Genomic DNA, 22,729 nt, shown 5'->3' on the forward strand with positions numbered 1-22,729 from the left:
CTCCCTCATCTATTGATGAGAGAGGTTCAATCAGCACTTACTTCAGTCTTTCATCATACATCAATTGGATCTGAATGCCGAAGGGGTCTTGGACAATGCCATAGGCTTTGCTGAACACATTCGGTCCCAGCGGGAGAATCACGGTCACTCGGTCATCTCCGGTCAAGCTGTTATAAAATTCGTTGATCTCCTCCAGATCCGCACTCTGTATGCATAGTGAAGTGTTATTGCCCACCGTATACGCCTCTCCGGCATCCATCGTCTCCTCCGCCAGCATAATCTTGGTTTTGCCGATGGTCAGCACTGAGTGGGTGACGTGGTTCCTGTTTTCGTCGGTCAGCCTCACGGAGCTGTCCCGTTTAGCCATGTCCGCATAGGTAATAAGCAGGTGCTGCTCAGCCTTAAGGTGCTTTTTGTAGAAATCCACCGCTTCCTTCGCTCTGCCGTTCATAGACAGGAAAATTGCGGCTTCCAGGGTTGCGCTCATTGTTCCATCTCCTTTTCGGACTATAGGATAACGGCCAACTGTCATTCCATTGAGCAGCCGCCGTAAGCCCAGTATAATATAAAAAGGTTTCAAGAATTGACACCTTATATAGGAGCCAAAATAATGAAAAGACCGGAGCGTCTGCACGAAATGATGCGTTATCTGAACAACCGGGAATTCTTCAATCTCCATGACTTAATGGATGAATACAGCATCTCCAAAAGCACAGCCCTCCGGGATATTGAAGCCTTGGAGCAGCTTGGCATGCCGATTTATTCCGAACACGGCAGGAACGGTGGGTATGCTATTCTGAAGAACAGCCTGCTTTCCCCTATTTCCTTCACCATGGATGAGATTTACGCCCTTTATTTTGCCATGCTTACCCTGGAGGCTTACGAATCTACCCCGTTTCATCTTAACATCCAGAAGCTGCACGAAAAGTTTGAGCGCTGCCTCTCGGAGAACCAGCAAAAGCAGATTCAGCGCATGAAAAAGGTGCTTCAATTTGAAGTGGTTCCCCATAAGCACGCCAGTTTATTCTTGGACAAAATTCTCAAAAGCATCCTGAATGAAAACAGCTGTACCATCCTTTACTCCAAACCTGGGCAAAAGAAATCCATTCCAGTGCAATTCTACAAAATATCCGCCCGGTTTGGCCAATGGTATGCCTCGGGAATGGAGCTGGCGTCCTGCCGCCACCGGGTTTTCCGCTGTGACCGGATTGAAGAAGTGGAAGAAATGGAGACCCGGCCGCCTTTTACCCTTGACGAGCTTCTGGCCCGTTCGGTGGACATCTACCGTTCGGAACAAAGCATCCCTTATGAAGTGGAAATCTCGGCGGAAGCCAAGGATCTGTTCCATAAGGAGCATTACCCTTCCATGACGCTGGAGGAGGGAGAGCCCCCGGTAATCAGAGGCTTCTACAACCCGGGTGAGGAGGGTTTTACCGCTGCTTATTTCACCCGGTTCGGCACGCATGTCTTGTCAGTCAAGCCGGACCCGCTTAAGCAGCTGATCCGGGATCACCTGAATAGTCTGCTGCGGCATTATCAGACCCTATAATCCTGTGGAGATGGGCTTCCATAATGTCCATTTCAACTTCCGCTTGTATCAAACCCGGATCGCCGAAATCTTCCAAGGGGAAACCCCCAGCCGCAACAACGGACAGCTGGCGGTGGTTCCGCCTCCCCAAGGCTTCCCGGTTGTAACGGGGCTGACTTTTTAATGTCACAATCAATACCCGCTTTACGAGCCGGAGCCTGCCTGCTGCTGAGCCGGCTCCAATTTGCCGCATAAAGCCGCGATCCGGTTATGCCGGGTTTCTTCTTTTTTGGCCAGCTCGATGAACTGGATCTGCTCGCGCTTTAAGTAATCCGGCTGATTCAGGAAAGCCTCCAGCACCTGCCGGCTCTCCAAACCTTCCTCAATATAGGCCGGCAGAACGACCTGACGGATATCCTTGTTCTCCTTCAGGACCACATGGACACAATCCCCAAGCTCCTTGCCCACTGCCCGCCGGATCATTTCGTTATAAACAAAATAATGCCCGTTTTTGGAGGGAAGCAGGGTATGCTCGAACGTATGGCCGTCCACCGTGATGTGGACAGGCACCTTCCCGTTGGTGCCGAAGGCGTCTTCGGCAGGCTGTGGAAAGTAGACCACCTTCCACTTTATTTTCCCCTCCAGCATGTGGATGCCGCTGTCAAACTCATACACCATCGCGTTTCCCTCCTTATTCGGGATACTTCAGATTGGCCATAAACTCTGAAAAGGAATTGGCTACCTTGAAGGTATTGTTATCCTCGGTAGACTCTTCAAAAACGAAGTCATCAGAGAAAAGATCACAAGCATAAATTCCCCCAGTACCATCATCCTCCGTTAACAGCATGATGAATAAACCGCCTACACCACCCGTATAACAATCTCCTATCATCAAGGTGGTCCCGTCGAGACCGTAATTGAAATTGTAATGATAGTTTTTCTCCAGACAGGTCCCTTGGGGGGTATTAAAATCCAGCCCATACAACGTGTTCAACTCGACAGTTTTATTGATCCCGGGAATAACAAAACAAGGTTCCCCCCTGAAGATTACTCCGTTGTAATCAAGCAAAAACTGACGGTAATCCATTGGTAGATCGACTCCTATTTTCTCACAGAACGCATCGATCCTAGCCGTAGCCGCTTGAGGGCCCCGTTGTTTCATAGATTCTTCCTTCATCTTTGCTTCCCCCTTCACAATTCTTCGTTCATCCCGTCACCAGAACAATTCCATACTTTGCTTGTATCGGGCGAGCTCTTCAACATCAGGATTTAACCGCTCTGCCATCTGCAAGACCTGATCAAGCCCGTCCACTTCACGCATATGGAATTGAACAAGTGTGTGCCCCAAATGGTTCACTTCCAGCAGCCCCTCTTCCCGGATATCCTCCAGACACTGCAAGGCCGTTTCCTTAATTTGGTCCAAATAGTCATCCTGATCAAACGGCAATTTCTTTAATAGTGAAGGGAGCAAAGCAAATGCATCCTCCGCCAAATTCCATTTCCCCGATTCATCTATGATATACCGGAGGCTTTCATCAATGTTTGCCTTGGCATATTCCTCCTCGGTTGAAAGGACAGTCCATAAAACAGAAGATTCTCCATCATGGTCAAAAGCCAATGTAAACTGGTAGGCGGTCTCGTTGGAAAAATGCGTCGCCGCATATTCCAAAGCCACACGTACAGCAGCCCGCAGATTCAAAGCAAACGCTGCGTATTTAGCTTTCGGTTTCTGCCGCTTTCCTTGTTTTGTTGCCAGCTTATTCTCCGACTTCAACCTGGTATACAGTTCGACGTAGCTCTCATATTTTTCTATTTCCGCTTTATCCGGCTCCCGGAGCGGATAATCCTGCAATACGATGCCCTTTTCTATGGCCATCTTTTCCAAATATTCAGCCACATCCGATTTTCCGTCCGATACAGCCAATGAAATAGGATTAAGACTAGTTCTCCAGCCTTTGTATTCATAATAGACGTTTATGCTTGACCCGGCCTCCACCAAAGTCTTTACCAGATCATAAGAAACCTTGTCCTTACTGAACCGAATCGCCATTTGCAATAAATCCCCTTTTTTATCCTGTGCCGCCGTGTGGGGATATTCCTTCAACAAATACAAGGCAACCTCTACATTGCTTTTGGCAATGGCAACTCCAACCGCCGGAAGTTTGATGCCATTATACGAAGTCTTAACAGATTGCAAGGGGTCCGCCCCGCCCTGGATCATCCCCTTAATCATCCCGACTGTTCCTTTTTCGCATATAAAATGAAGTGCTGTTCCATTTTCAAAAATGGGTTCGCGAAGTGCTGCTCCGCCGGTATTTGAAAAAAAGCCCACCATTGCTTCGTTTTTTCTGCGGACGCCTTGAATGAGAGCATTCTTGAAAAACCACAAATCCCCCTTTGTCAGTGGCTGCTGCCGGTTCTCAGTGGGTGCAGTTCCCGCGGGAACGGCAACCTCTTGTTTACGGCTGGCTTGTTCGATCAACGAATAAATGCTGGCTGCCTCCTGCTCCCACTGGCTTCCCTGGAAGAAATCGCGGAAAAGCAGCGCGTAAGACAAAACATTCTTCGCCTTTTCAAAGAAGGGATGCTCATAAGTCACAGACAAATCCAAATCTTTTTCCACCAAAACCCGGACCAGATCCAAATTCAATGTGAGGATGGCATAAAAATAAGGGTTGTTAAGGAAGGCATCCGTCCGGAAATCGTTCATATGTTTGGCCATTTTCACGGGGAGATTTTCACTTCCCGGGTTCATAACGGCATTACAAAAGGCCGGAATGCCTAACGTATCATCCAGTTGATTAAAGTCAGCCCCTTTTTCTATCAAGTAGACAATCATCTCGGGGCTTACACTATAGATGTCTACCATCTTCCCAATTACATTTTTATCCCTCTCCGATCTTGGCTTCGAATAATATGGGAGTTGAAAAAGATCCGGACACTTCTCCAAAAGCTTGTCTACATCTGTCTTGTTGTTTTCATATACGGCATCATAAATGCCTTCATAATAATTCTTTAATTCTTTTTTTGTATATGTATTTTGTAGATGTGCCAATGAGCATCTCTCCTTTTATTTATATTTTGAACCGGAACCACACCTTCGTCCATTCTCCTTCCACACTGGCTACGTTTAAGGTTTCCCCATAGTAATACGTCAATCTCCGGTGGATGTTGGCCAGCCCTACTCCCCGCCGTTTGGAGGAGGTTTTCTCCTGGCTCCACAAACGCTCCAGCTGCTCGCGGCTCATACCGGCTCCGTTATCCCACACCTCCACCAATATTGCGTCCTCCTCCAGGGTGACGGTCAGCTTCACCGTTCCCCCCTCCACCTTCTTCATCACGCCATGGCGGATGGCATTCTCCACCAAGGGCTGGATGGTAAGCGGAAGAATTTTCTGTTTCATGGCTTCCTGGGGAATCTCGCAGAGGAAGGTCAGTCTGTCGTCAAATCTCACTTTTTCGATTTCCACGTAATCCGTGATTAACTGAAGCTCATCCTGCAGCACCCCGAAGCTGTCCGGCCGGGGTTCGAAGCTCCGCCGCAGATAGTTGCTCAGATGGGTGATCAGCTGCTCCGCCCGCAGCCAATCTGTCTGGCAGATGGCAATGATCGAATTGAGGGCGTTAAACAGGAAGTGGGGTTTGATTTGGGATTGCAGGAAATCCAGCTCCGCCTTCATAACGGCGTTTACGGATTTTTTGAGCTGCAGCAGGGTGGAGGCCCTAGCCCGCACCTCCGAAGCATCGAAGGGCTTCACAATAAAATCATTGGCCCCTGCCTTAAAGCCTGTTGCAATATCACTGGGCGCATGAAGCACCGTCAACAGCACAATGGGCAGCTCAAACAAGGAAAAACGCTTGCGGATTTCGCGGCAGACCTCCAGCCCGGACATTCTGGGCATCATCACATCCAACAGAACCAGATCAATATCGGTACGGCTCCGCAGAATCTCCAGCGCCTCCATCCCATTGGTGGCCCACAGCACGATGTAGGGTTCGTTGGCGAATAAGCGGGAGAGCACCTGCAGGTTGGAGGATTCATCATCCACTGCCAGAAGGGTAAAGCAGCCTGTTTCCTGGTGGGGCAAGTCCACCGGACTTTCACTCTCGGCCAGGAAGCTTGTGTCATTGGCGGCCGCGGACTCCAAGAGGGTGTCCGTGGAAGAAACGGCAACCGGCAGCGTAAAGGCAATACCCGTTCCCCGGTCGGGTTCGGACCAGTCGATATAAATCTCCCCGTCCATCAGATGGAGCAGCCTCCTGCATATGGAAAGACCAAGTCCCGTTCCCCCATACTCGTAAGGGGAATGTGCTTGCTCGAAGGGCTGGAATACCGTCTCCCATTGGGAGGGTGCAATCCCTACGCCGGTGTCCTCCACCAGGATAACTACCTGGTCCTCTTTCATCTCCGCCGAAATGGCGATGGAGCCTGCCTGAGTGAATTTGGCCGCATTGCCCACCAAATTGTGGATCACCTGCTTCAGCCGGTTTTCATCGGCATATACGGGTGGCAGCCCCTCCGGAATCGCATTGACCAAGCGGATTTTCTTGCCGGCGATGACATTGCGGAACAGATCGAACACCAAAGAGACGGTAACACGAACATCTACGGCGGAGGGATGAATGGTCAGCTCATTGCGCTTGATCTTTTCCATGTCCAGAATATCGTGCACCAGGGAGGACAGCCTTCTGGAGGTATCCCGGATTAAGGAGAGATTCTGCCTGTGACTGGCATTCAATTCCTCCCCGGTTTCCAGCATATTTTGGGAGAGGTTGATGATACCGTGAAGCGGAGTCTGAAACTCATGGGAGGTCTGGAGCAAAAACTCGTCCTTCTGCCTGTCCGCCTGCCTCAGCTTGGCCGCCATATCCTCGATGGTATTGTAGGCCTCCGAGAAGCGGTAGGACATAATGAAGGAGGACAAAAAGCAAAAGCTCAAAATCGCATAATAGCCAAACTTAAAGTCAAGCACCAGGCTGCTCAGGTACAATGCAAAGTCGATCAGCCCGACAAAATAGCAGAGCAGGGCCAAGATGAATAGCCCCAGGCTTTTCTTCGTGAACTCTCCGTATCTGCCCTTCCGGTATGCATGAAGCAAGACCCCCAGAATGATCAGGTATGCCCCCAGCTGAACGGTGCTGGCCAGAATGTTAAAGTCGGAATACCATTGGAACGGAGCCACCAGGACAAACGCAATGTATGCCCACATGATAGAAGAGACGATGCCGGTAAACCGCCGGGAGATCAGGCCCTTGCACATGTGCTTGATGAACATGACCATGGTGATGAAGGAAAAATACAAGGAGACCGCCTGGATTTTATAATACAGCTCGGTGGGCATATGGAAGTGCTCCACAATCATCCGGTCGCCGTTGCTGGCGAAGGACCATGCAATCACAATGCAGCTCAGACCAAAATAGAGAAGTCCCCTCTCCTCTCTGCGGATGATGAATATACCCAACTGATAGCAGCCCAGCATCAATAGGGACACGATCAAGGTTAAATTGAGAATGCTGCTGTTGGTATTGGAGGTTTGGATGCCCTGGGCGCTTCCGAAATAAATCGGATAGGGGATTCCCCCCTGGCTATTCTCGTAGTTGGCGGCATAAATGAGAATTTCAGCCGTATCCCCCTGAACCGGGAAATACACATTATACGGTTTATTCTGATAGGCGTATTCGCTTTGGAAAAGGGCGGGAACCCCGCTGCCTCCCACCTTTTCCCCGTTCACATAGATTTCGCTGGCCATTCGGATATTGGAGATTCGGAGCCCGTACACAAGAGAGGAGGGCTGAACCTTAACCTGAAGACGGTAAGTCGCCGCGCCCTTGGAACGGAAATCCCCGTCCTTCCCCAATTGTCTCCAGAACCCCGGCACCTGCATCAATTCCGGAGCCGTCCTCTGCTCTTTTCCCGGCTCCAGCAGCTGATTCCAATAAAATTGCCACATTCCGTCCAACGGAACAACCTGATTGTCATGAAAATCCCACGCCGATAAATCCAGCATCCCGTTTTGGGCAGATTCCGGATTGTTTTCCTTGTTATCTGTGGCTTCCAATAAGCTGAACAATAAAAGAAAACATCCCAGGCTGACTGCAATCAGCAGCACCAGCATTTTTCTCATCAGATGATCTACTCCGTTTCATACCCATGGGAAAGAGGGAGGCTCCGCCTTTTTTTTCTCATTATAACAGGTTATTGCAGATCCGCCGCATGATAAAAAACACAATCCACAGCATGAAAAAAGACGCCGGAGGCCGGCGCCCTTATTCCTTGCCGTATACGGTCACGATAAATTCCAGCGGTGTCCGAAGCTCACTCTTTTCCATAAGCTGCTCCAGCATGGCAGGCTCCGTACGCCAATAGTAGGGCGTCATCATCACCAGATCACGGATGGCGCACGGGTCGGTCAGCAGTATCTCATCCCGGATCCGTTGTTGGTCCAGAACGCGGAAGGACGGATACGGATGCTCCGCTTCGTCGTTCAGATAGGGCTGCGGATAAAGCAGCTCCTTCAGCCCATACAGATGATGCTTCCCGGGAATGACGGTTACCAGCCTTCCGCCGCTGCGCAGCACTCTCTTGAATTCGCTGTCGCTATGAGGCGCAAAAATCTGGAAGAGACCATCTACCGATTCCGGCCGGACAGGAAGCTTCTTCGAGCTGGCAACCGCATAGTGGATGCCTGTTCCGTTTCCTGCAGCCATGGCGATGGCGTCCTTGGAAATATCTGTCCCGTACAGCTTGGCATCTATCCCGGCCTTACGAAGATAGGTATTCATGCTTTCCAGATAATAACCTTCCCCGCAGCCTGCATCGAGAACAGTGAACGGGTCCCCTCCTCTGCCCGTCACCTCCTCCGCCAGTCCTGCAGCCTGCCTGGACAGCGCATCCGACAGCATATTGAAGTAACCCGCATCCAGAATGTTCCGCCTGGCCGCTAGCATCAATTTGCTGTCACCAGGCTCCTTGCTTTTCCGCTGGTTAACCAATAACAAATTCAGATATCCCTTGGCCGACAGGTCATAGGTATGCCGGTTTAAGCACCGGTAGCTCCGGTCTGCCTGCTCCAGCTCCTCACCGCATACCGGGCAAGCCCATATATGAGATCCGCTCATTGCTTGTTCCTCCTTTGCCGCTTCAGCCCTCTTTTGACCTCGTACATGGATTGATCCGCCTTCTCGATAAGAACCTCCAGCTCAATGCCGTCCTCGCTGAACAGGGCATAGCCGATGCTGGCCCGGAGTTGGATCGCCTGGCCTTCGAAGGCAAACGGCTTGGCAATTTCGGCGTCTACGTGACGGATCAACGCTCTGATTTCATCCCGGTCCGCAACCGAGGCGGCAATGATGCCGAACTCATCTCCGCCCAGCCGGGACACCGTATCGGATTCGTTTATGGAGCCGGCAGTGCGCACCGCCACTTCCTTAAGAGCCGCATCCCCGGCCCGGTGGCCATAGGTATCATTAATCTCCTTCAGGCCGTTCATATCCAGGGAAATGATCCCGAAGTTTTCATGCTTCCGCATGGATTTGGCCAGCTTTTGACGGAGACGGTCATAGAATAAGGAACGGTTGGATATTCCCGTCAGACTGTCATGGGTGGCTTTGTGAAACAGCTCGCTCTCCTCATTGCGCATGGCGCTGAACATCTCCGCCGCAATAAGCCCCGACATCAGCTCCAGAATCCGGATATCCTCCTCCTGGAAATGCCCCGCATTCCGGGACAACACCTTGACGATCCCCACCACCTCATCGCGGTAGATCAACGGAACCACAATCATCGAATTCAAGCCAATTTGGCGGCAGGCCTCTTTATTGACCCGGTCATCCGTTTCAATATCGTGGCTGATTAACGGCACCCGTGCGCTGATGCTTCTTCCCGAGAGGCTGTTATCGATCTTCAGCCGCAGCCCAAGAAACCGCTCCGCCATGCCGGAGGCAGCGCTGTATACCAGCTCCCCGTTCTCAATCAGCTCCACAGAGGCGCCATCCGCATTGGTAATGTGCTGTGTCCTCTGGGTCACCAGCTCCATAATACCGCTTAAATCCAGCCCTTGCTGGGCCACTTCCGTCTGAACCTGAATAATTTCCAACAGCTTCTCGTTGCTGATCTTTTCTTGATGCAAAATATCCAACCAACCTTTCCCTTGTCCTTGCTTCAGTCCGCGTGACGAATACCGCACTTTCCATTATGATCTATATAATACGGTTTCATTTTCCCAAGAAGGAGGGCATCCCCGTGGCCTTTATTCAATTGACCTGCCCGAATTGCAATGGAAAAATCGAAAATAAGGAGGGCAACACCTTCAAGTGCCCCTTCTGTGAAACAGAGCTGCTGCTCAAGGAAAACCATGTTTATCATGTGGATCAGACCATTAATCATTATTACGGAACACAGCCACAGCCCAAGGTCCGGCCCGCCACCGGAATGAAAGGGAAAGCTCTGCTTGTGGCCGCGTTATTGCTGGCAGGAGTTTTCGGCGCTTATATGTTCTGGAATACAGGAGCCTCCCGTCCGGAAACCCGTGTCCGCGCAGCTGTGCGGGAGATGCCGGAAAGCCCGGTGCTGATTTCTTTTTTGCAGCAAGTGTTCAATAAAGGCTCAGCTGCCCCCACTCCGGAGGAGATTGCCCGTATACGCTATCTGACCGTGGACATGGATGAGGACAAACAGTGGCGCTTTGCCTACAGTCTCTCCGACCCCTTCACGGATCCGCAAGCGGAGATCTCCACCTATATCACCCGGGACAAAATGCAGAATTCCCAGCGGATTGAACAAAAGGACTTCGAGGCATTCAGCGGGTTGACCGCGTTGGACCTGCTGGGAACCTACGAAATTTCCCAATCGGATCAGATCAGCTTTGCCCATATGAAGGAGCTGAAAAGCTACGGCGGCGGCTTTAACGAATCCTTCCGCAAATTCGCCGGTTTTTTCGGGGACAAATCCAGGATTGTGGAGCTCACCACCCAGATCCGCAGCAATCAGGAGCTGGCTATGCTGCTGGAATTCCCTAATCTGTCCAGTCTCGCCATTACGTATGTGGATGAGTCCGTAACAGACTTTCATTTATTGAATCAATTACCCTTGAAATCCCTGTCCCTTACCTTCGTCGACCGTCTGGATTGGCTGTCGTCCTTGACCGGGCTGGAGTCTTTAGCGATCCACTACAGTGAGTCGGCGGATTTTAAGGCGCTGTATGCTTTAACCCAGCTGAAGGAGCTGCATCTGGAGGCCGTAGCGAACCTGAAGACAGTAGACTTTGTCCAGAATATGCCTGTGCTGCAGGTGTTGGAACTGAATAACACCAAGCTGGCTACCCTGGCGCCTCTGACAGGCAAGGCCTCCCTGACGAAGCTGCAGCTGGCTTCCATGTCCCAGTTAGGCTCCGTCGATTTTGTGAATAGTCTGCCTTCCCTGCGGGAATTCGTTCTGTCCGGCCATTATGGGGAGGAGGTGCCCCTGGCACTGCCCAATGCCAAACAGGTGGAGGTGCCGGGAGCGTTTATCCGCGGTCTGGAAGCCCCCTCCGTCACCGCATTAACCGTCCATGGGAGCAGCAGGGAATTCAACGTATCTGATCTGGCCAAATTCCCCCAGCTGGCGCAGCTCACCCTCCGGAGCATAAGCGGAATCGCCAACGTCCGTGCATTGGATCAGCTGCCCCGGCTGCAGAAGCTGTCCCTCTATGAGACCAGCTTCAACAAGGAAACCGATGCCTTATTCAGCCTGCAAAATGTGAAAGCCATCGCCTGTACGGAGTGCAGCCTGACGATTGGAGCCGGGAGTGCTGCGGCGGACGGGCCGCTTCAGGAGCTGGCCCTGAACGGAACATCCTTCCGGATGAACAATAATTCGGTCTCCGAGGTCGACAAGGTGCTGCCTTATTTCGCGGCATTATCGTCCCTCCGCTCCTTCACCCTGCGGGACAGCTCCCTCCAGTCGCTGCAATTTATGGAGAAATGGTTGGCGATTGAGGAGCTTCGTCTGGAAAACAACGCTATTGTCAACATTGAGCCCTTAACCCGGTTGCCCAAGCTGCAAAGAGTGTTTCTTACCGGGAACCCCGTGCAGAATCAATCGGCCCTGGGGCAAGGAGTGAAGGTGTATTAACAGCGGTCCTTATTTATGGGCATCCAGAATAAACATGGAGGCATCCTGGTTCATGAAAATCTGCTTGCCGGTATAGAAGGTTTCCGCCTTCACCTCTGTAAACCCTATATGCTTCATAAGGCTGATTAACTCACCTTGGTGAAAGCCATTATGCACCAAGTCCGAAACGATGTGTTCATTCTTGTCAAAATCCACAACCAGCAAATGCCCTCCCGGCGGAAGAGCCTCATATAACCGGGCCAAAACCGGTTCAATCTCCGGGATATGCAGCAGCACCTGGACCATAAAAATATAGTCGGCCTTAAGCTCTGCCCCTGTCTCCTGTTCCAAATCCAGACACAGGGTATCCGCATTGGGGATTTGGAGCTCCGAGATTTTCTGCCGGATGCGGTCAATCATATTCGGGGATGAATCCAGAAACAGCAGCGTTCTGAAATCCTCCAGCAGGTTCATTCCCACCAGCCCGGTTCCGCACCCGAAATCTACCGCTGCCTTGTCCTTGGCGTCTCCCGCATATGCCCGGATGGCATCCGCCGCCACCCTGGCAATGTGGATTCTCTCCGGAATGTCATACCCGGCGGCCATCCTTTCGAAAATGTCGGTATTTCCCATTCTCACCTCTCCGATCCGTTAATATAGATGATATCGATTATAGCATACGGGCAGGCCGGCTGTGGACCTGTCTATTTTGGTTTGCATTCGGTGCCGGATAGGCCTCATAATAAGATTGTTTAGGGATTAAACAATGTCATTTCCCAAGGAAGCAGACCCAGAGGAAACGGAGGCCCCGCTTTGAAAATCCAGTACCAGCACCGGAAGCAGAAATTCCATTCCTTCATCTCCACCAATAATACGTATCCCCTCCATCTTCACAAGCATGTGGAGCTGGCACTGGTGTTATCCGGGGCCATCAATGTGACAATCAATAAAACGGAATGCACCCTGTTGGAGGGGGATATCGCACTCATTTTCCCCAATCAGCCCCACAGCTACCGGACAGCCGAGGCCAGTAAAATCCTGCTGTTCTTCATCGATGCGGAATATCCCGGGGACTACGCCGCCGACCTGGCCGGGTATGTGCCGGAGCATCCGGTGGTCAGGCAGGAACAGCTGGAGGAGGCGGTTTACGCCAACGTCCACACGCTGTATAAGCTCTACGATGCACAAGGGGACGCCCGCATGCAAAAGGCATACATCTCTATCATACTCGGGCAGCTGCTGCCGCTTATGTCCTTGCAGCGGGTGGAAACAGTCCAGGATCTCAACCTCATCCAGACCATTCTTGCGTATGTGGACATTCATTTTATGGAGCCGCTGACCTTAGAGCAGGTTGCCAAGGAGCTGGGCATCAGCAAATTTCTGCTCTCCCGGATTTTCTCGGAGCAGCTTCATATCTCCTTCCGGGATTATCTCAACAGCCGCCGGTCCGCTCTCGCCCAGATCATGCTGCAATCCACCAGCCAGCCCGTGACGGACATCGCCTTTGATTCCGGCTTTAACAGCCTGCGTTCCTTTTACCGGGCCTTCCGCAAGGAGTACGGCATTACGCCCAATGAATTCCGCAGCCACACGCAAGGCACGCTGCGGCAATAAAAATCCGCCCTGCAGAAGCAAGGCGGCGCATACACAAAGCTATTTATTTTCCTTCTGCATTCTTACTTTTGATAAAATCCAAGATCAGACGGGCCGTCTCCGCCTGCTGCTCCTCCCGGGAAACCGTGGCTGTGCCGTCCCCTTTTTGCGGACCGTAATTGCCGAATTGGGCATGGTTGCCGCCGTTAATTACATGGACGTTCTCGGTGTAGTTGATTTTGGTCTTATTGACCACATCGTCGTTAGAGCCATAGACAGTTAGGGCATCGGCAGGCGTAATCCCGCCGTACACATAAGCCCCCAGCAGAATCAGCCCCTTCACCTGGTCCTGATGCTTGGAGGCATAGCTGCTTGCCATGGCTCCCCCCAGGGAATGGCCGCCCATATACCAGTTCTTGATGCCGGGCAGTTTATCAAACACCTGATCCGCCGCACCGGAGCGGAATACCGCCAGGTTAAAGGGCATTTTGACCAGCACGCAGGTGATGCCGTTCTGCCGCAGCTGTTCCAAGAGCGGAAGGTACGCGATGTACTCCACCTTGCCGCCGGGATAGAAAATCAGCGCCGTATCACCGGGAGTCGAGGGGGAAAGAACCGTCAGATTGCCGTCCTTCCTGATGGTTTGATCATTCGCCATCACCGCGGCAGCCACTCCGTCAGCGCGGTAATAATCCGAGACGTATACCCCAAATACTGCCCCCGCCGCCAGGAGCAGGGAAATAACCGAAATTAGCGTAACCTTTACCCATTTTCGCACAAGAGAGAGACTCCTTCCTGATGCCTGCAGGGCAGCTTGTTATCCTTACGGCCCTGCGGCATCTATTATTATAAACACAGCCTTGGCCGGTAATCAAAAGTGCATTGACAACCGGAAGCTTCACAAGTAAATTAGTTTTATAAAATACAATTTTATAAAACTAATCCATACCGGGAATCGTCCGGTATCCGAAAGGAATGTGGGAAATGAATACGGTTAGTATGATTCTTGTGGCCTTGGTCGCTCTTCTGCATGTGTACATACTGGTGCTGGAGATGTTCCTGTGGACCGGCACCAGCGCACGCCGAACCTTCGGCACCACCGAAACCTTCGCCCGGGAGACCAAATCCCTGGCCGCCAATCAGGGGCTGTACAACGGCTTTCTCGCAGCCGGGCTAATCTGGGGGCTGCTGCACCCGGATCCGGGCTTTGCCTTCCAGCTCCAGCTGTTTTTCCTGCTTTGTGTCGCCGCAGCAGCAGTATACGGCGGTTTAACAGCCAACAGATCGATTTTGCTGAAGCAGGGAGCCCCCGCGGTACTGGCACTGGCTGCGGTCGTAACCGCCCATTTCCTGTAAGCGGCATGTACTAATCCGCAGTCTCAATGTCCAGCGCCATGGTGCGAACCATCGCATCCGGGTGAGTCCGGCAGTCCCTCAGCCGTCCGGCGCTGGCCGCATTCCATTCCAGTGCCTCCCCTGCCGCCTTAAGCGCCGGGAGAGCGATCGCCAGCGCCATGGCCCCTCCTTGTTGACGTAGGGCATCTACAACAGCCAACAGGGGTTCCGGCTGCCAATATCCCTTGCAGTTCCCGAGACTCTGATCCATCTGCATATAAGCCTCCAAGAAAAGATACGGCTGCTTGCCAAGGCACTGAGCCACTTGAGTCAAACCGTCAACGGCCGCCTCCTCCTTGCCCCAGTCCACGGCTGCAATATGCAGGGTGATGACCAGATGCTGAAGGGCTTCGTGAGGGGAAAGACACTCGATCATCCCTTGGTACAAAGGAATCAGGTCGAGTCTTATACTTATGGGCAAGGCGGTCAGCTGCCCGGTCAGACTCTTCAGTCTGTGCCGGTGGGGCAGGTCTTGTTGCCGGGAGGCGTTCCATTCCTCCCGTATGGGCGCCTCTGCCAGATACCGGACAACCTCCAATACCCGGTCATTCACCTTGCCATTCCGCGCTGCCTCGATCAGCAGGAACATGGCGGGCGACCATCGGGAGCTATCGTCCAGATTCACGAGCGCCTTAGCGGCCACCTCCGCAATCGCGTCCTCATGCCCCTCGGTCCATTGGGCCAGAGCGTGGAGAGCCCCATGTCCCAACGCCGGCTCCTCATGAGCAGCTGCCTTCAGGAAATAGGTCAAATAGCGTGCTCTGTATGGAGCGGGAAGCTCCCCGGGACGCTGTTTCAGCAAGCTGACGGCAATATCATACTCCGGGGATGCTGCGAGGGTATCCAGCACCATCCAGCTTCTTTCATCCTCCAGGAGCTGCCTGGCTGCATGTCCGATGGCTATCAATACGTCCTTATGCACCTTGGGATTTCCAAACTCCTCCAGCAGCAGAGTCATGCTGTTGGGCAGCCGGAACAGGCCCAGAAGGCGGACGGCCTCCTTGCGAACGGTTATCTTCAGCTTGTCCCGGTTGAGGAGCTTTTCCAGAAGCTCTGCCAAAAGATGCGGACTTACCCTGCTGGCGCAGCGGGGGATGGCATACATGGCGACTCTGGCCCGGTCTCCGTCCAAATGCTCCAGCAGGAGGGGAAGGGCTCTCTCCGGCTCCTCCGTCAAGGACAGTGCATGCAGGGCTGCCTCTGCCATAAAGACTTCCTTGTGATTCAGAAGTTTGGGCAGCAGCTCCGGCCAAAGATCAGGCAGCCGTGCCATGCTTTGAACCGCCTGGGCACGCTCCTGAAGCACCCGTTTTTCATCCAAGGCAACCCGTTCCAGCAAGGCACGAAAGGCCTGCTGCTGGCGGGGCAGCCAGCGGTGAAACCCATTGGCGGCCGGAAGCAGATAGACGGTTTTGCCGGACAGGAACTTGCCCTTCACCGCAGCGCCGGACAGATAAGGGTCCAGCCATTCCTGGCGCCTCCGGTGCAGATGCTCGAATACTTCCCTCACTGTAATAAAGGATTTGTCCCGGGCCAGCAGCTCGGCCACCCGCTCATCCCGTGTGCGGGGCGCCGCCAGCCAATAACGGGCAGCTTGGGCAGCGGTGGAAGCGGATTTTGCCTTGGTGGTATCCTCCAGCATGTCCTGCAGCTTAACAAGGGAATACGCCCGTCTGCCCAGCCAATCCGCGAATTGCAGCACCAGATTGTGATTCTCCCGTTTGGCAGCTTGGGCCAGGAAGGGGCGAAGCGTCTCGAACAGCAGCTCTTCAATTCCATGGGGCAGAGACATCCGGTTAAGCCAAGGCATTGTAAGGTGACCGCTTTGTTTGACCAGCTTGGTTAATGTTCGGAGGGCAAATTGAAAAAACGCCCCCTGCGGCTCATGAACGTACCGGCCCATCAGGCTAAACGCCATTTCCTCTGCTCTTGCCCTTGTGGCATCGGAGGTATCCCGCGCTTCCGCCAGACTGTCTACCAGCAGGTCCAGCTCCGGAATATGCTCCTCTCGGAACAGTGAGGCCGGACACCGGGCCAACTCGGCAAACACTGTCTGCCGGACCGGGTCCTGATCGTTCTTGATCCGCTTGAGGAATACCAGCGTCTTGTCCATCCCCCGCCTGGACAGCGCCGTGCTCTTTACCAGTAGGGCCAAGGCCTGGCCCCGTTCCTCCGCACTGGAGGCGGCTGCCTCTTGCTCCAGCGGCTCCCTCGCATGGCCGATCAACCGGCGGGCGGTAATGCGGACGGTTAACAGCGGATAGTCCTTAATCTGCCGGAGCCCCAGCATCCGGCTTGCTTCCTTATCACGCAGCTCATGGGGAAGCTCGTCCAGCAGTTCCTCCGGGAAAACCCGGGCTGACCGCATCTCCTCCCCATACGCCGCCTCAAAAATGTCCGCCCGCTTGGAAGGGGCCAGAGCGTGGAGCAATTTTGCCAGATGGTAAGGCTGTTCGGGCAATAATGCAGCTATGGATTTCCATTGCTCCAGGGTGAAATAACGCCTTTTCTTCAGAACACTATGGGGAATACCATGTTTTATCAGATCGCCACGGGCCTCGACACGAGTCAACAGCGTATGTACAGCACCTGCGTCGAAGGAAATCAGGAAGCCCAGATGCCGCCGGAGCACGGGATGCAGGATATCCTTCGGCCCCTCCCGCAAAGCACAGTCCAGCACTACCTCCGGCTTCAGCCGGCAAAGCATCTCCATGGCCGACGAAAACCGTTGCCACACATTGCCCTTTCCCCTGGATGATGCAGCTGCCAGACTGGTTCGAAAAAATGCCGCCACCTCCTCCGGATGGCGCTTCGCCAGGCTGTGCCAATTGCCGATGGCATAGCCTAGCTCCGGCAGCCATTGGCTCACCGTCTCCCTGCCGCAAGCGGGCAGCAGAATGGCCGCCTCCTTCGCGCCCCACCGGGTATTCACCTGAGGCAGCAGACGTTCCGCCAGCTCCTGCCGGCTGCCCAGAGACAGATTGTGCAGGAAGTGGCGCCGGCTTTCCTGGGACAGCTGCTCCAGATTCCCCTCTATCTCCTCTGCAGGAGCGGCTTGTGCCAACAGCCCCGCCGCCCGTTTACGGACACCGGCTGCCCGGTGGCGGACCGCCTCCAGCATCACCGCAGCGTTGACCGTAGCCTCCGCCCCGGTCAAAGCCAGATGGGCCTCATATGCACCATCCTCCAGCAGCGCGGAGAGCAGCCGGGAATACGCCGCAGCGTCCGTGCTCTCACGGCCCAGTTGGGCCACGTGCCTCATCCGGGCCGAATACCCCAGCCCGTCCAACTCGTCCAGCAGCTTCCTTTTATCCGGATGATTCTTATTGAACATGACAATTCCCTCCGTTCGAAATGTAGGCTATTGACTCCGAGGAAAAGCGCACACACCGTGCCGGACACAGGGTACGCTATTCGATGAAAAAGCGGAGTTTTTTGCATTACACGGACCGTAGCTCCGCTATTTTACAAAAATGATCGGGTTTGAATGATTACATGGAGTAATAACGCTTCCTGGGTCCGGTAAAAGCCAAAAACGCCCAAAAATGTTGATTTAACGGATCTATAGTCCGTAACAGAAGACAAATTTGCCTTTTCTTAAGAAAATCTTTGGCTTTCTCCACCTTTTTGTTTATGAAATGTTCCTTATAATGGTCTTACAAACATCACGGCTTCTTCTCACATCGAAAGGAACAAAACATGGATTCCTCAACCTTCACTCTTGCAGCTCATCTCATCAAGTGGCTTGGTTTCCTGACAAGCGTATACGGCGTATATTTTGTTGTCCTGGCCCTTTGGGGGGAATGGCGAAAAAAAATAAAGCCGCAAAAGGGCGCTGTGCCGCCGGAAACCCGGTTTGCCTTGTTCATCGCGGCCCGCAACGAAGCGGATGTGATCGGGAATTTGATTGCCAGCCTGCAGCGGCAGAACTACCCTGCGGAGCTGTACGATATTTATGTCGCTCCCAATAATTGTACGGACCATACGCGAGGGATTGCTGCGGCCTGCGGTGCCCGCATTTTTGACCCAGTCGGGGAAATTCGGTCCAAGGGAGATGTGCTGACCCAATTTATCAGAGCATGTATGACCGAAAACAAATACGATGCCATCTGCGTCTTCGATGCAGACAACATCGTCCATCCGGACTTCCTGCAGCATATGAACCGGGCCAGGCAGTCAGGCGCCCAGGTTGCCCAAGGCTTCAAAAACAGCAAAAATCCCGGAGACAATGCCGTAGCTGCCAGCTTCTCCATCTACTTCTGGATCATTGACCGGTTTTACAATTCAAGCCGTGAAGCCTTGGGCCTGTCCAGCTTTGTCACTGGCACCGGATTTATGGCTACCCTTCCCTTCTTGGAGAAATTGGGGGGCTGGAACACCCGGACGATTACAGAGGACTATGAGTTCAGCGCCCAGTGCGTGCTTGCAGGTGAACGGGTGCATTATGTAGGCGATGCCATTGTATACGATGAGCAGCCACTTACCTTTACCCAATCCTGGAAGCAGCGAAGACGGTGGAGCACGGGCAATTTTGACAGCTCCCGATATTACCTCAAGGATTTGTGCAAAGAAGCGGTCTGCCGCCGCAGCATCCTTTGCTTGGATTTGGCCATGACATATTTGAGCCCGGTTATCTTCGTGCTGTCGGCCCTTGGGCTGGCGGGGCAAACCCTCCTGGGAAAATACAGCCTGGACGGCTTCTCCTTGCCGGGTCAGCCATTGCTGTGGGGACTGATGCTTTGCCTCCTGCTTGCAGCCTTGTTCACCTATAAGCAGAACAGACGGACCCTCCGCGGCTTCTGCAAGGCCTTCGGCTCCTTCCTGTTTCTGTTGGCCAGCTGGATGCCGATTAATCTCATCACTCTCCTGAGAAAACAGCGGAAATGGGAGATGATCCCTCATACAAGGTCTATTTCGCTGGAGGAGATGTAGAACAGCGGGTTTACGCGATTATAAAAAAACACCCGTCGGTCAGCTTCCGGCGGGCACACATTGTTACTTGACCTTATATTCGTACTTTTCTTTTCCGATCGTGATGATCAGCACCACCGATTTATCATCAGCAGATGCCTCCTTGGGAAGCTCGGCAAGGTAATGCAGCGTGCCGGTCTTAAGGGGCTCGATACTGGTGATATTCGTGTAGGTAAAATCCGAACCGCCTCCCTTTTCAATCGTGGAAAAGCTTTTGTAATCATATTTATCTGCGTACTTAACGGCTACTGATGCGAATTCATCTGCACCCCCGGCAGAGCTCTTCAGGCTTTTGATGCTGATGACCGTGTCCAAATAGATATTCGCAGGGTCCTTCACCTCATAATAAGTATAGAGGGATGCCGGCTTGGGCGGCATTACCTTGGCGGTAAACTCTGTTTTCACTAATGTGATTTCGGCGTAATCGTTGATCGTCAAAGGTGTGCCGGATTCAATCGTTTTCATCTTCGAGGCAGCGGGAGACGGACTCGGTTTGGCGGTTACGCCCCCTGCTGCACTGGCACTACCTTCTTTTCCACTTGCAGAAAGCTGCTCCTTGAGTTGTTTGTTCTCAGCGGTCAGCTGCTCCACAAGCGCTTTGGTTTTCACCAATTCATCCGAATCCGATGCTGTGCCGGAACAGCCTGCGGCGATGGATGCCGAAATGGCGATTGCACCAAACACTTTGACATATTTGCTCATCATAACACTCTCCAGTTTTTCCAGATGCTCTTAAATTTCACTAGACATCATATCAAACGGAAGAACATTATGGAAGCCGTTCATAGATATATCAAATTTCCATTCCCCTATGGCTTACCCCCAGCCTCTACCGTGGAAAGCATCACCTGAACAGGCTGGGCAAACTGTGCCGAAGCTTCTCCCTTCGGATTGTGGAGGCGGAACAAAAAGGGGTCACAGTTCTCCGATTTCCACACCATGTAATCCCATACCCCTTCCATCGCAGAAACCTGCAGATACAGCTCCGTAAATCTCAGCGGATGCTCCACCAGCTCCCCGGTATATTCCCTGGTCTCCCCGAACTTTGCCAGCTCCTCCTGCCCCTGCTTGCGGAGTGCCTCCACCGAAAAGCCTGTAGGCAGCGGCTCGATTACAGCGTAATAATCCGGAGCTGCTGCAAGCGAAAGCCGTCCTTGCGCCGCGTCGTAGGTAAAACCGTCGAACATGTAGAAGGAGTACCCTGGGCCTTGCTGCAGCTTTGCCTCCTTCTTCTGGTATCCCTCTGATGTCATTACCTCTATGGAACGGGCAGCTGGCCGCGCTCCCGCAGTCGAACTTGGCGACATGCTGACGGCGGGTGTACCCAAGGAACCCGACACCGTGGGAGCAGGCGTATCAGCAGCCGTACCCGCAGGAGATTGACCCGGAGCTGCCGACTCTCCGGAGCAAGCAGCAAGCAAAAGCGAAATAGACAGGGCAGCGCCTTGCATAAAGGATGTACGCCAATGTTTCATATGATGCACCTCCTGTTGAAGTTAACATTGAAGTAACCGTTTTGGGAGAGGGCAAATCATTCGCATCTGAACCGGAATATTTATACAATGAAGGTACACGCTATAGGGAGCTGAAAATTTGCTGCAGAAGGTGGGATGGTCCGTGTCTGAGCAAGAAGCAAAAGTAGAAGCCGGATGGAAGCTGGACAACAGCTATTCCCGGCTGCCCCAAGTCTTTTTTTCCAAACAAAACCCTACCGCTGTGAGCACTCCGGAGCTGGCGGTGCTCAATGAGCCGCTTGCTGCTGAGCTGGGACTAAATGTTCGTGAGCTGCGGCAGGAAACCGGAGTAGCGGTGTTTGCCGGGAACCGGATACCTGAGGGAGCCATGCCTCTTGCCCAAGCATATGCAGGGCATCAATTCGGATATTTTACCATGCTGGGGGACGGCAGGGCCTTGCTGCTTGGCGAGCAGATCACCCCCGCGGGACAACGGGTGGATATCCAGCTTAAGGGCTCGGGCAGAACTTCCTATTCCCGCCGCGGTGACGGCCGGGCCGCCCTTGGCCCCATGCTCCGGGAGTATATCATCAGCGAAGCTATGTATGCCTTAGGCATTCCGACAACACGCAGTCTTGCCGTGGTGGCCACCGGCGAGCCGGTGATCCGCGAGACGGTACTGCCCGGCGCCGTTCTGACCCGGGTCGCAGCCAGTCACTTGCGGGTGGGCACCTTTCAATACGCGGCTAACCGGGGGAGCACCGATGAGCTTCGGGCTCTGGCGGACTATGCGCTGAAGCGGCATTTTCCTGATGTGAAGGCGGAGGGGAGGGAACGGTATCTTGTCCTGCTCCGTGAGGTAATCAAACGGCAGGCGCGTTTAATCGCCCAATGGCAGCGAGTCGGATTCATTCACGGAGTAATGAATACGGACAACATGGCCATAAGCGGAGAAACCATTGATTACGGACCCTGTGCTTTTATGGACGCCTACAGTCCTGCTACCGTATTCAGCTCCATTGACACCCACGGGCGTTATGCATACGGCAACCAACCAGGCATCGGAGCCTGGAATGTAACCAGATTCGCCGAAGCGCTGCTGCCGCTTTTGCATGAGGATGAGGAAGAGGCCGTGAAGCTGGCGGAGGATACAATCGGGGAGTATAACGAGCTTTACCGCGGGAGTTGGCTTGTTGGCATGCGGGCCAAGCTGGGCCTTTCAAACGAGGAGCCGGAGGATGAACACTTAATCGGGGATCTGCTTCAGTGGATGGAAAAGAACCGCGCGGACTTCACCAATACCTTCCGCTCGCTCACCTTGGGCTTAACCGAGGATTCAAGTCTTGTTCAAAGTCCCGAATTCGTCCGGTGGAAAGAACGCTGGCAGGCTAGACTCGGCAGGCAGCAAAGCACCGAAGACGCCGTACGCCAGCTGATGCGCAGTTGCAATCCGTCGGTGATCCCCCGGAACCACCGGGTTGAAGCCGCATTGGAGGCGGCGGTGGAACACGGAGATTATAGCGTGATGGAGCGCCTCCTTGCTGTGCTGGCCGCACCGTACGCGTATACACCGGAGCAGGAGGAATATAGCGCACCTCCAGAACCTTCGTCCTGTGCATATCAGACCTTCTGCGGGACCTGAAGCAGAAGCAGCATGAAATATCTACAAGATTCACAAAAAAACCGTCTTTTCGA

The 22,729-nt window shown here is 53.2% G+C and carries 18 protein-coding genes and 1 pseudogene; 7 read left to right on the forward strand and 12 right to left on the reverse strand.

Annotated elements, in window-relative coordinates:
- Positions 1–37 precede the first annotated feature (37 nt).
- Positions 38–487, reverse strand: a complete 450-nt coding sequence (locus tag ACI1P1_RS16175) for a VOC family protein (RefSeq protein ID WP_416217459.1) — start codon at positions 485–487, stop codon at positions 38–40.
- Positions 488–610: 123 nt separating this feature from the next.
- On the opposite strand from ACI1P1_RS16175, the gene ACI1P1_RS16180 reads away from it, so the two are divergent.
- Both ACI1P1_RS16180 and ACI1P1_RS16185 read left to right on the forward strand, forming a co-directional pair.
- On the forward strand, positions 611–1,549 hold the full coding sequence (locus ACI1P1_RS16180) for a helix-turn-helix transcriptional regulator (protein ID WP_416217460.1): 939 nt from the start codon (positions 611–613) through the stop codon (positions 1,547–1,549).
- Between the two features lie 4 nt (positions 1,550–1,553).
- Positions 1,554–1,712: pseudogene (locus tag ACI1P1_RS16185) on the forward strand (manganese catalase family protein); the annotation flags it as partial.
- Positions 1,713–1,732: 20 nt separating this feature from the next.
- Here the strand turns inward: ACI1P1_RS16185 and ACI1P1_RS16190 are convergent.
- From ACI1P1_RS16190 to ACI1P1_RS16215, 6 genes are all read right to left on the reverse strand, one after another.
- Entirely contained in the window at positions 1,733–2,206 is a 474-nt protein-coding gene (locus ACI1P1_RS16190; RefSeq protein WP_416217461.1) for a YdeI/OmpD-associated family protein, read from the reverse strand.
- Between the two features lie 13 nt (positions 2,207–2,219).
- Positions 2,220–2,705 (reverse strand): SMI1/KNR4 family protein, encoded by a 486-nt coding sequence (locus tag ACI1P1_RS16195; RefSeq protein WP_416217462.1) that lies wholly within the window; start codon positions 2,703–2,705, stop codon positions 2,220–2,222.
- Between the two features lie 36 nt (positions 2,706–2,741).
- Positions 2,742–4,583, reverse strand: coding sequence for a DUF4303 domain-containing protein (locus ACI1P1_RS16200; protein ID WP_416217463.1), 1,842 nt, complete (start codon positions 4,581–4,583; stop codon positions 2,742–2,744).
- A gap of 19 nt (positions 4,584–4,602) precedes the next feature.
- Complete coding sequence (locus ACI1P1_RS16205) at positions 4,603–7,653, reverse strand: ATP-binding protein (protein WP_416217464.1); 3,051 nt, start codon at positions 7,651–7,653, stop codon at positions 4,603–4,605.
- A gap of 142 nt (positions 7,654–7,795) precedes the next feature.
- Positions 7,796–8,647, reverse strand: coding sequence for a putative RNA methyltransferase (locus tag ACI1P1_RS16210; RefSeq protein ID WP_416217465.1), 852 nt, complete (start codon positions 8,645–8,647; stop codon positions 7,796–7,798).
- Positions 8,644–9,657: a diguanylate cyclase domain-containing protein gene (locus ACI1P1_RS16215; RefSeq protein ID WP_416217466.1), complete on the reverse strand. Its 1,014-nt coding sequence runs from the start codon at positions 9,655–9,657 to the stop codon at positions 8,644–8,646. The genes ACI1P1_RS16210 and ACI1P1_RS16215 overlap by 4 nt, the downstream gene beginning before the upstream one ends.
- Before the next feature lie 113 nt (positions 9,658–9,770).
- On the opposite strand from ACI1P1_RS16215, the gene ACI1P1_RS16220 reads away from it, so the two are divergent.
- Positions 9,771–11,642 carry a leucine-rich repeat domain-containing protein gene (locus ACI1P1_RS16220; protein ID WP_416217467.1) on the forward strand — a complete coding sequence of 624 codons (1,872 nt, stop codon included), beginning with the start codon at positions 9,771–9,773 and terminating at the stop codon, positions 11,640–11,642.
- 9 nt (positions 11,643–11,651) lie between these two features.
- Here the strand turns inward: ACI1P1_RS16220 and ACI1P1_RS16225 are convergent, their stop codons facing one another.
- Positions 11,652–12,254 (reverse strand): class I SAM-dependent methyltransferase, encoded by a 603-nt coding sequence (locus ACI1P1_RS16225; RefSeq protein WP_416217468.1) that lies wholly within the window; start codon positions 12,252–12,254, stop codon positions 11,652–11,654.
- 180 nt (positions 12,255–12,434) lie between these two features.
- On the opposite strand from ACI1P1_RS16225, the gene ACI1P1_RS16230 reads away from it, so the two are divergent.
- Positions 12,435–13,235, forward strand: a complete 801-nt coding sequence (locus ACI1P1_RS16230; protein ID WP_416217469.1) for a helix-turn-helix domain-containing protein — start codon at positions 12,435–12,437, stop codon at positions 13,233–13,235.
- Positions 13,236–13,278: 43 nt separating this feature from the next.
- Here the strand turns inward: ACI1P1_RS16230 and ACI1P1_RS16235 are convergent, their stop codons facing one another.
- Positions 13,279–13,992 carry an alpha/beta fold hydrolase gene (locus tag ACI1P1_RS16235; protein WP_416217470.1) on the reverse strand — a complete coding sequence of 238 codons (714 nt, stop codon included), beginning with the start codon at positions 13,990–13,992 and terminating at the stop codon, positions 13,279–13,281.
- A 206-nt stretch (positions 13,993–14,198) separates the two neighbouring features.
- Between ACI1P1_RS16235 and ACI1P1_RS16240 the strand changes: the two genes are divergently transcribed.
- Positions 14,199–14,570, forward strand: a complete 372-nt coding sequence (locus ACI1P1_RS16240) for a DUF1304 domain-containing protein (protein WP_416217471.1) — start codon at positions 14,199–14,201, stop codon at positions 14,568–14,570.
- Between the two features lie 10 nt (positions 14,571–14,580).
- Here the strand turns inward: ACI1P1_RS16240 and ACI1P1_RS16245 are convergent, their stop codons facing one another.
- On the reverse strand, positions 14,581–17,943 hold the full coding sequence (locus ACI1P1_RS16245; protein WP_416217472.1) for a HEAT repeat domain-containing protein: 3,363 nt from the start codon (positions 17,941–17,943) through the stop codon (positions 14,581–14,583).
- A 365-nt stretch (positions 17,944–18,308) separates the two neighbouring features.
- Between ACI1P1_RS16245 and ACI1P1_RS16250 the strand changes: the two genes are divergently transcribed.
- Positions 18,309–19,541, forward strand: coding sequence for a glycosyltransferase family 2 protein (locus tag ACI1P1_RS16250; RefSeq protein ID WP_416217473.1), 1,233 nt, complete (start codon positions 18,309–18,311; stop codon positions 19,539–19,541).
- 63 nt (positions 19,542–19,604) lie between these two features.
- Here ACI1P1_RS16250 and ACI1P1_RS16255 read toward each other — a convergent pair whose 3' ends face one another.
- Positions 19,605–20,285 (reverse strand): hypothetical protein, encoded by a 681-nt coding sequence (locus tag ACI1P1_RS16255; RefSeq protein WP_416217474.1) that lies wholly within the window; start codon positions 20,283–20,285, stop codon positions 19,605–19,607.
- Between the two features lie 104 nt (positions 20,286–20,389).
- A complete protein-coding gene (locus ACI1P1_RS16260; RefSeq protein ID WP_416217475.1) occupies positions 20,390–21,055 on the reverse strand; it encodes a hypothetical protein in 666 nt (221 codons plus the stop codon).
- A 142-nt stretch (positions 21,056–21,197) separates the two neighbouring features.
- Here ACI1P1_RS16260 and ACI1P1_RS16265 point away from each other — a divergent pair, with 142 nt between their 5' ends.
- Complete coding sequence (locus ACI1P1_RS16265; protein ID WP_416217476.1) at positions 21,198–22,676, forward strand: protein adenylyltransferase SelO; 1,479 nt, start codon at positions 21,198–21,200, stop codon at positions 22,674–22,676.
- Positions 22,677–22,729 lie beyond the last annotated feature (53 nt).

The sequence above is a fragment of the Paenibacillus mesotrionivorans genome, from assembly GCF_046098205.1.
GTDB lineage: Bacteria > Bacillota > Bacilli > Paenibacillales > NBRC-103111 > Paenibacillus_AR > Paenibacillus_AR mesotrionivorans.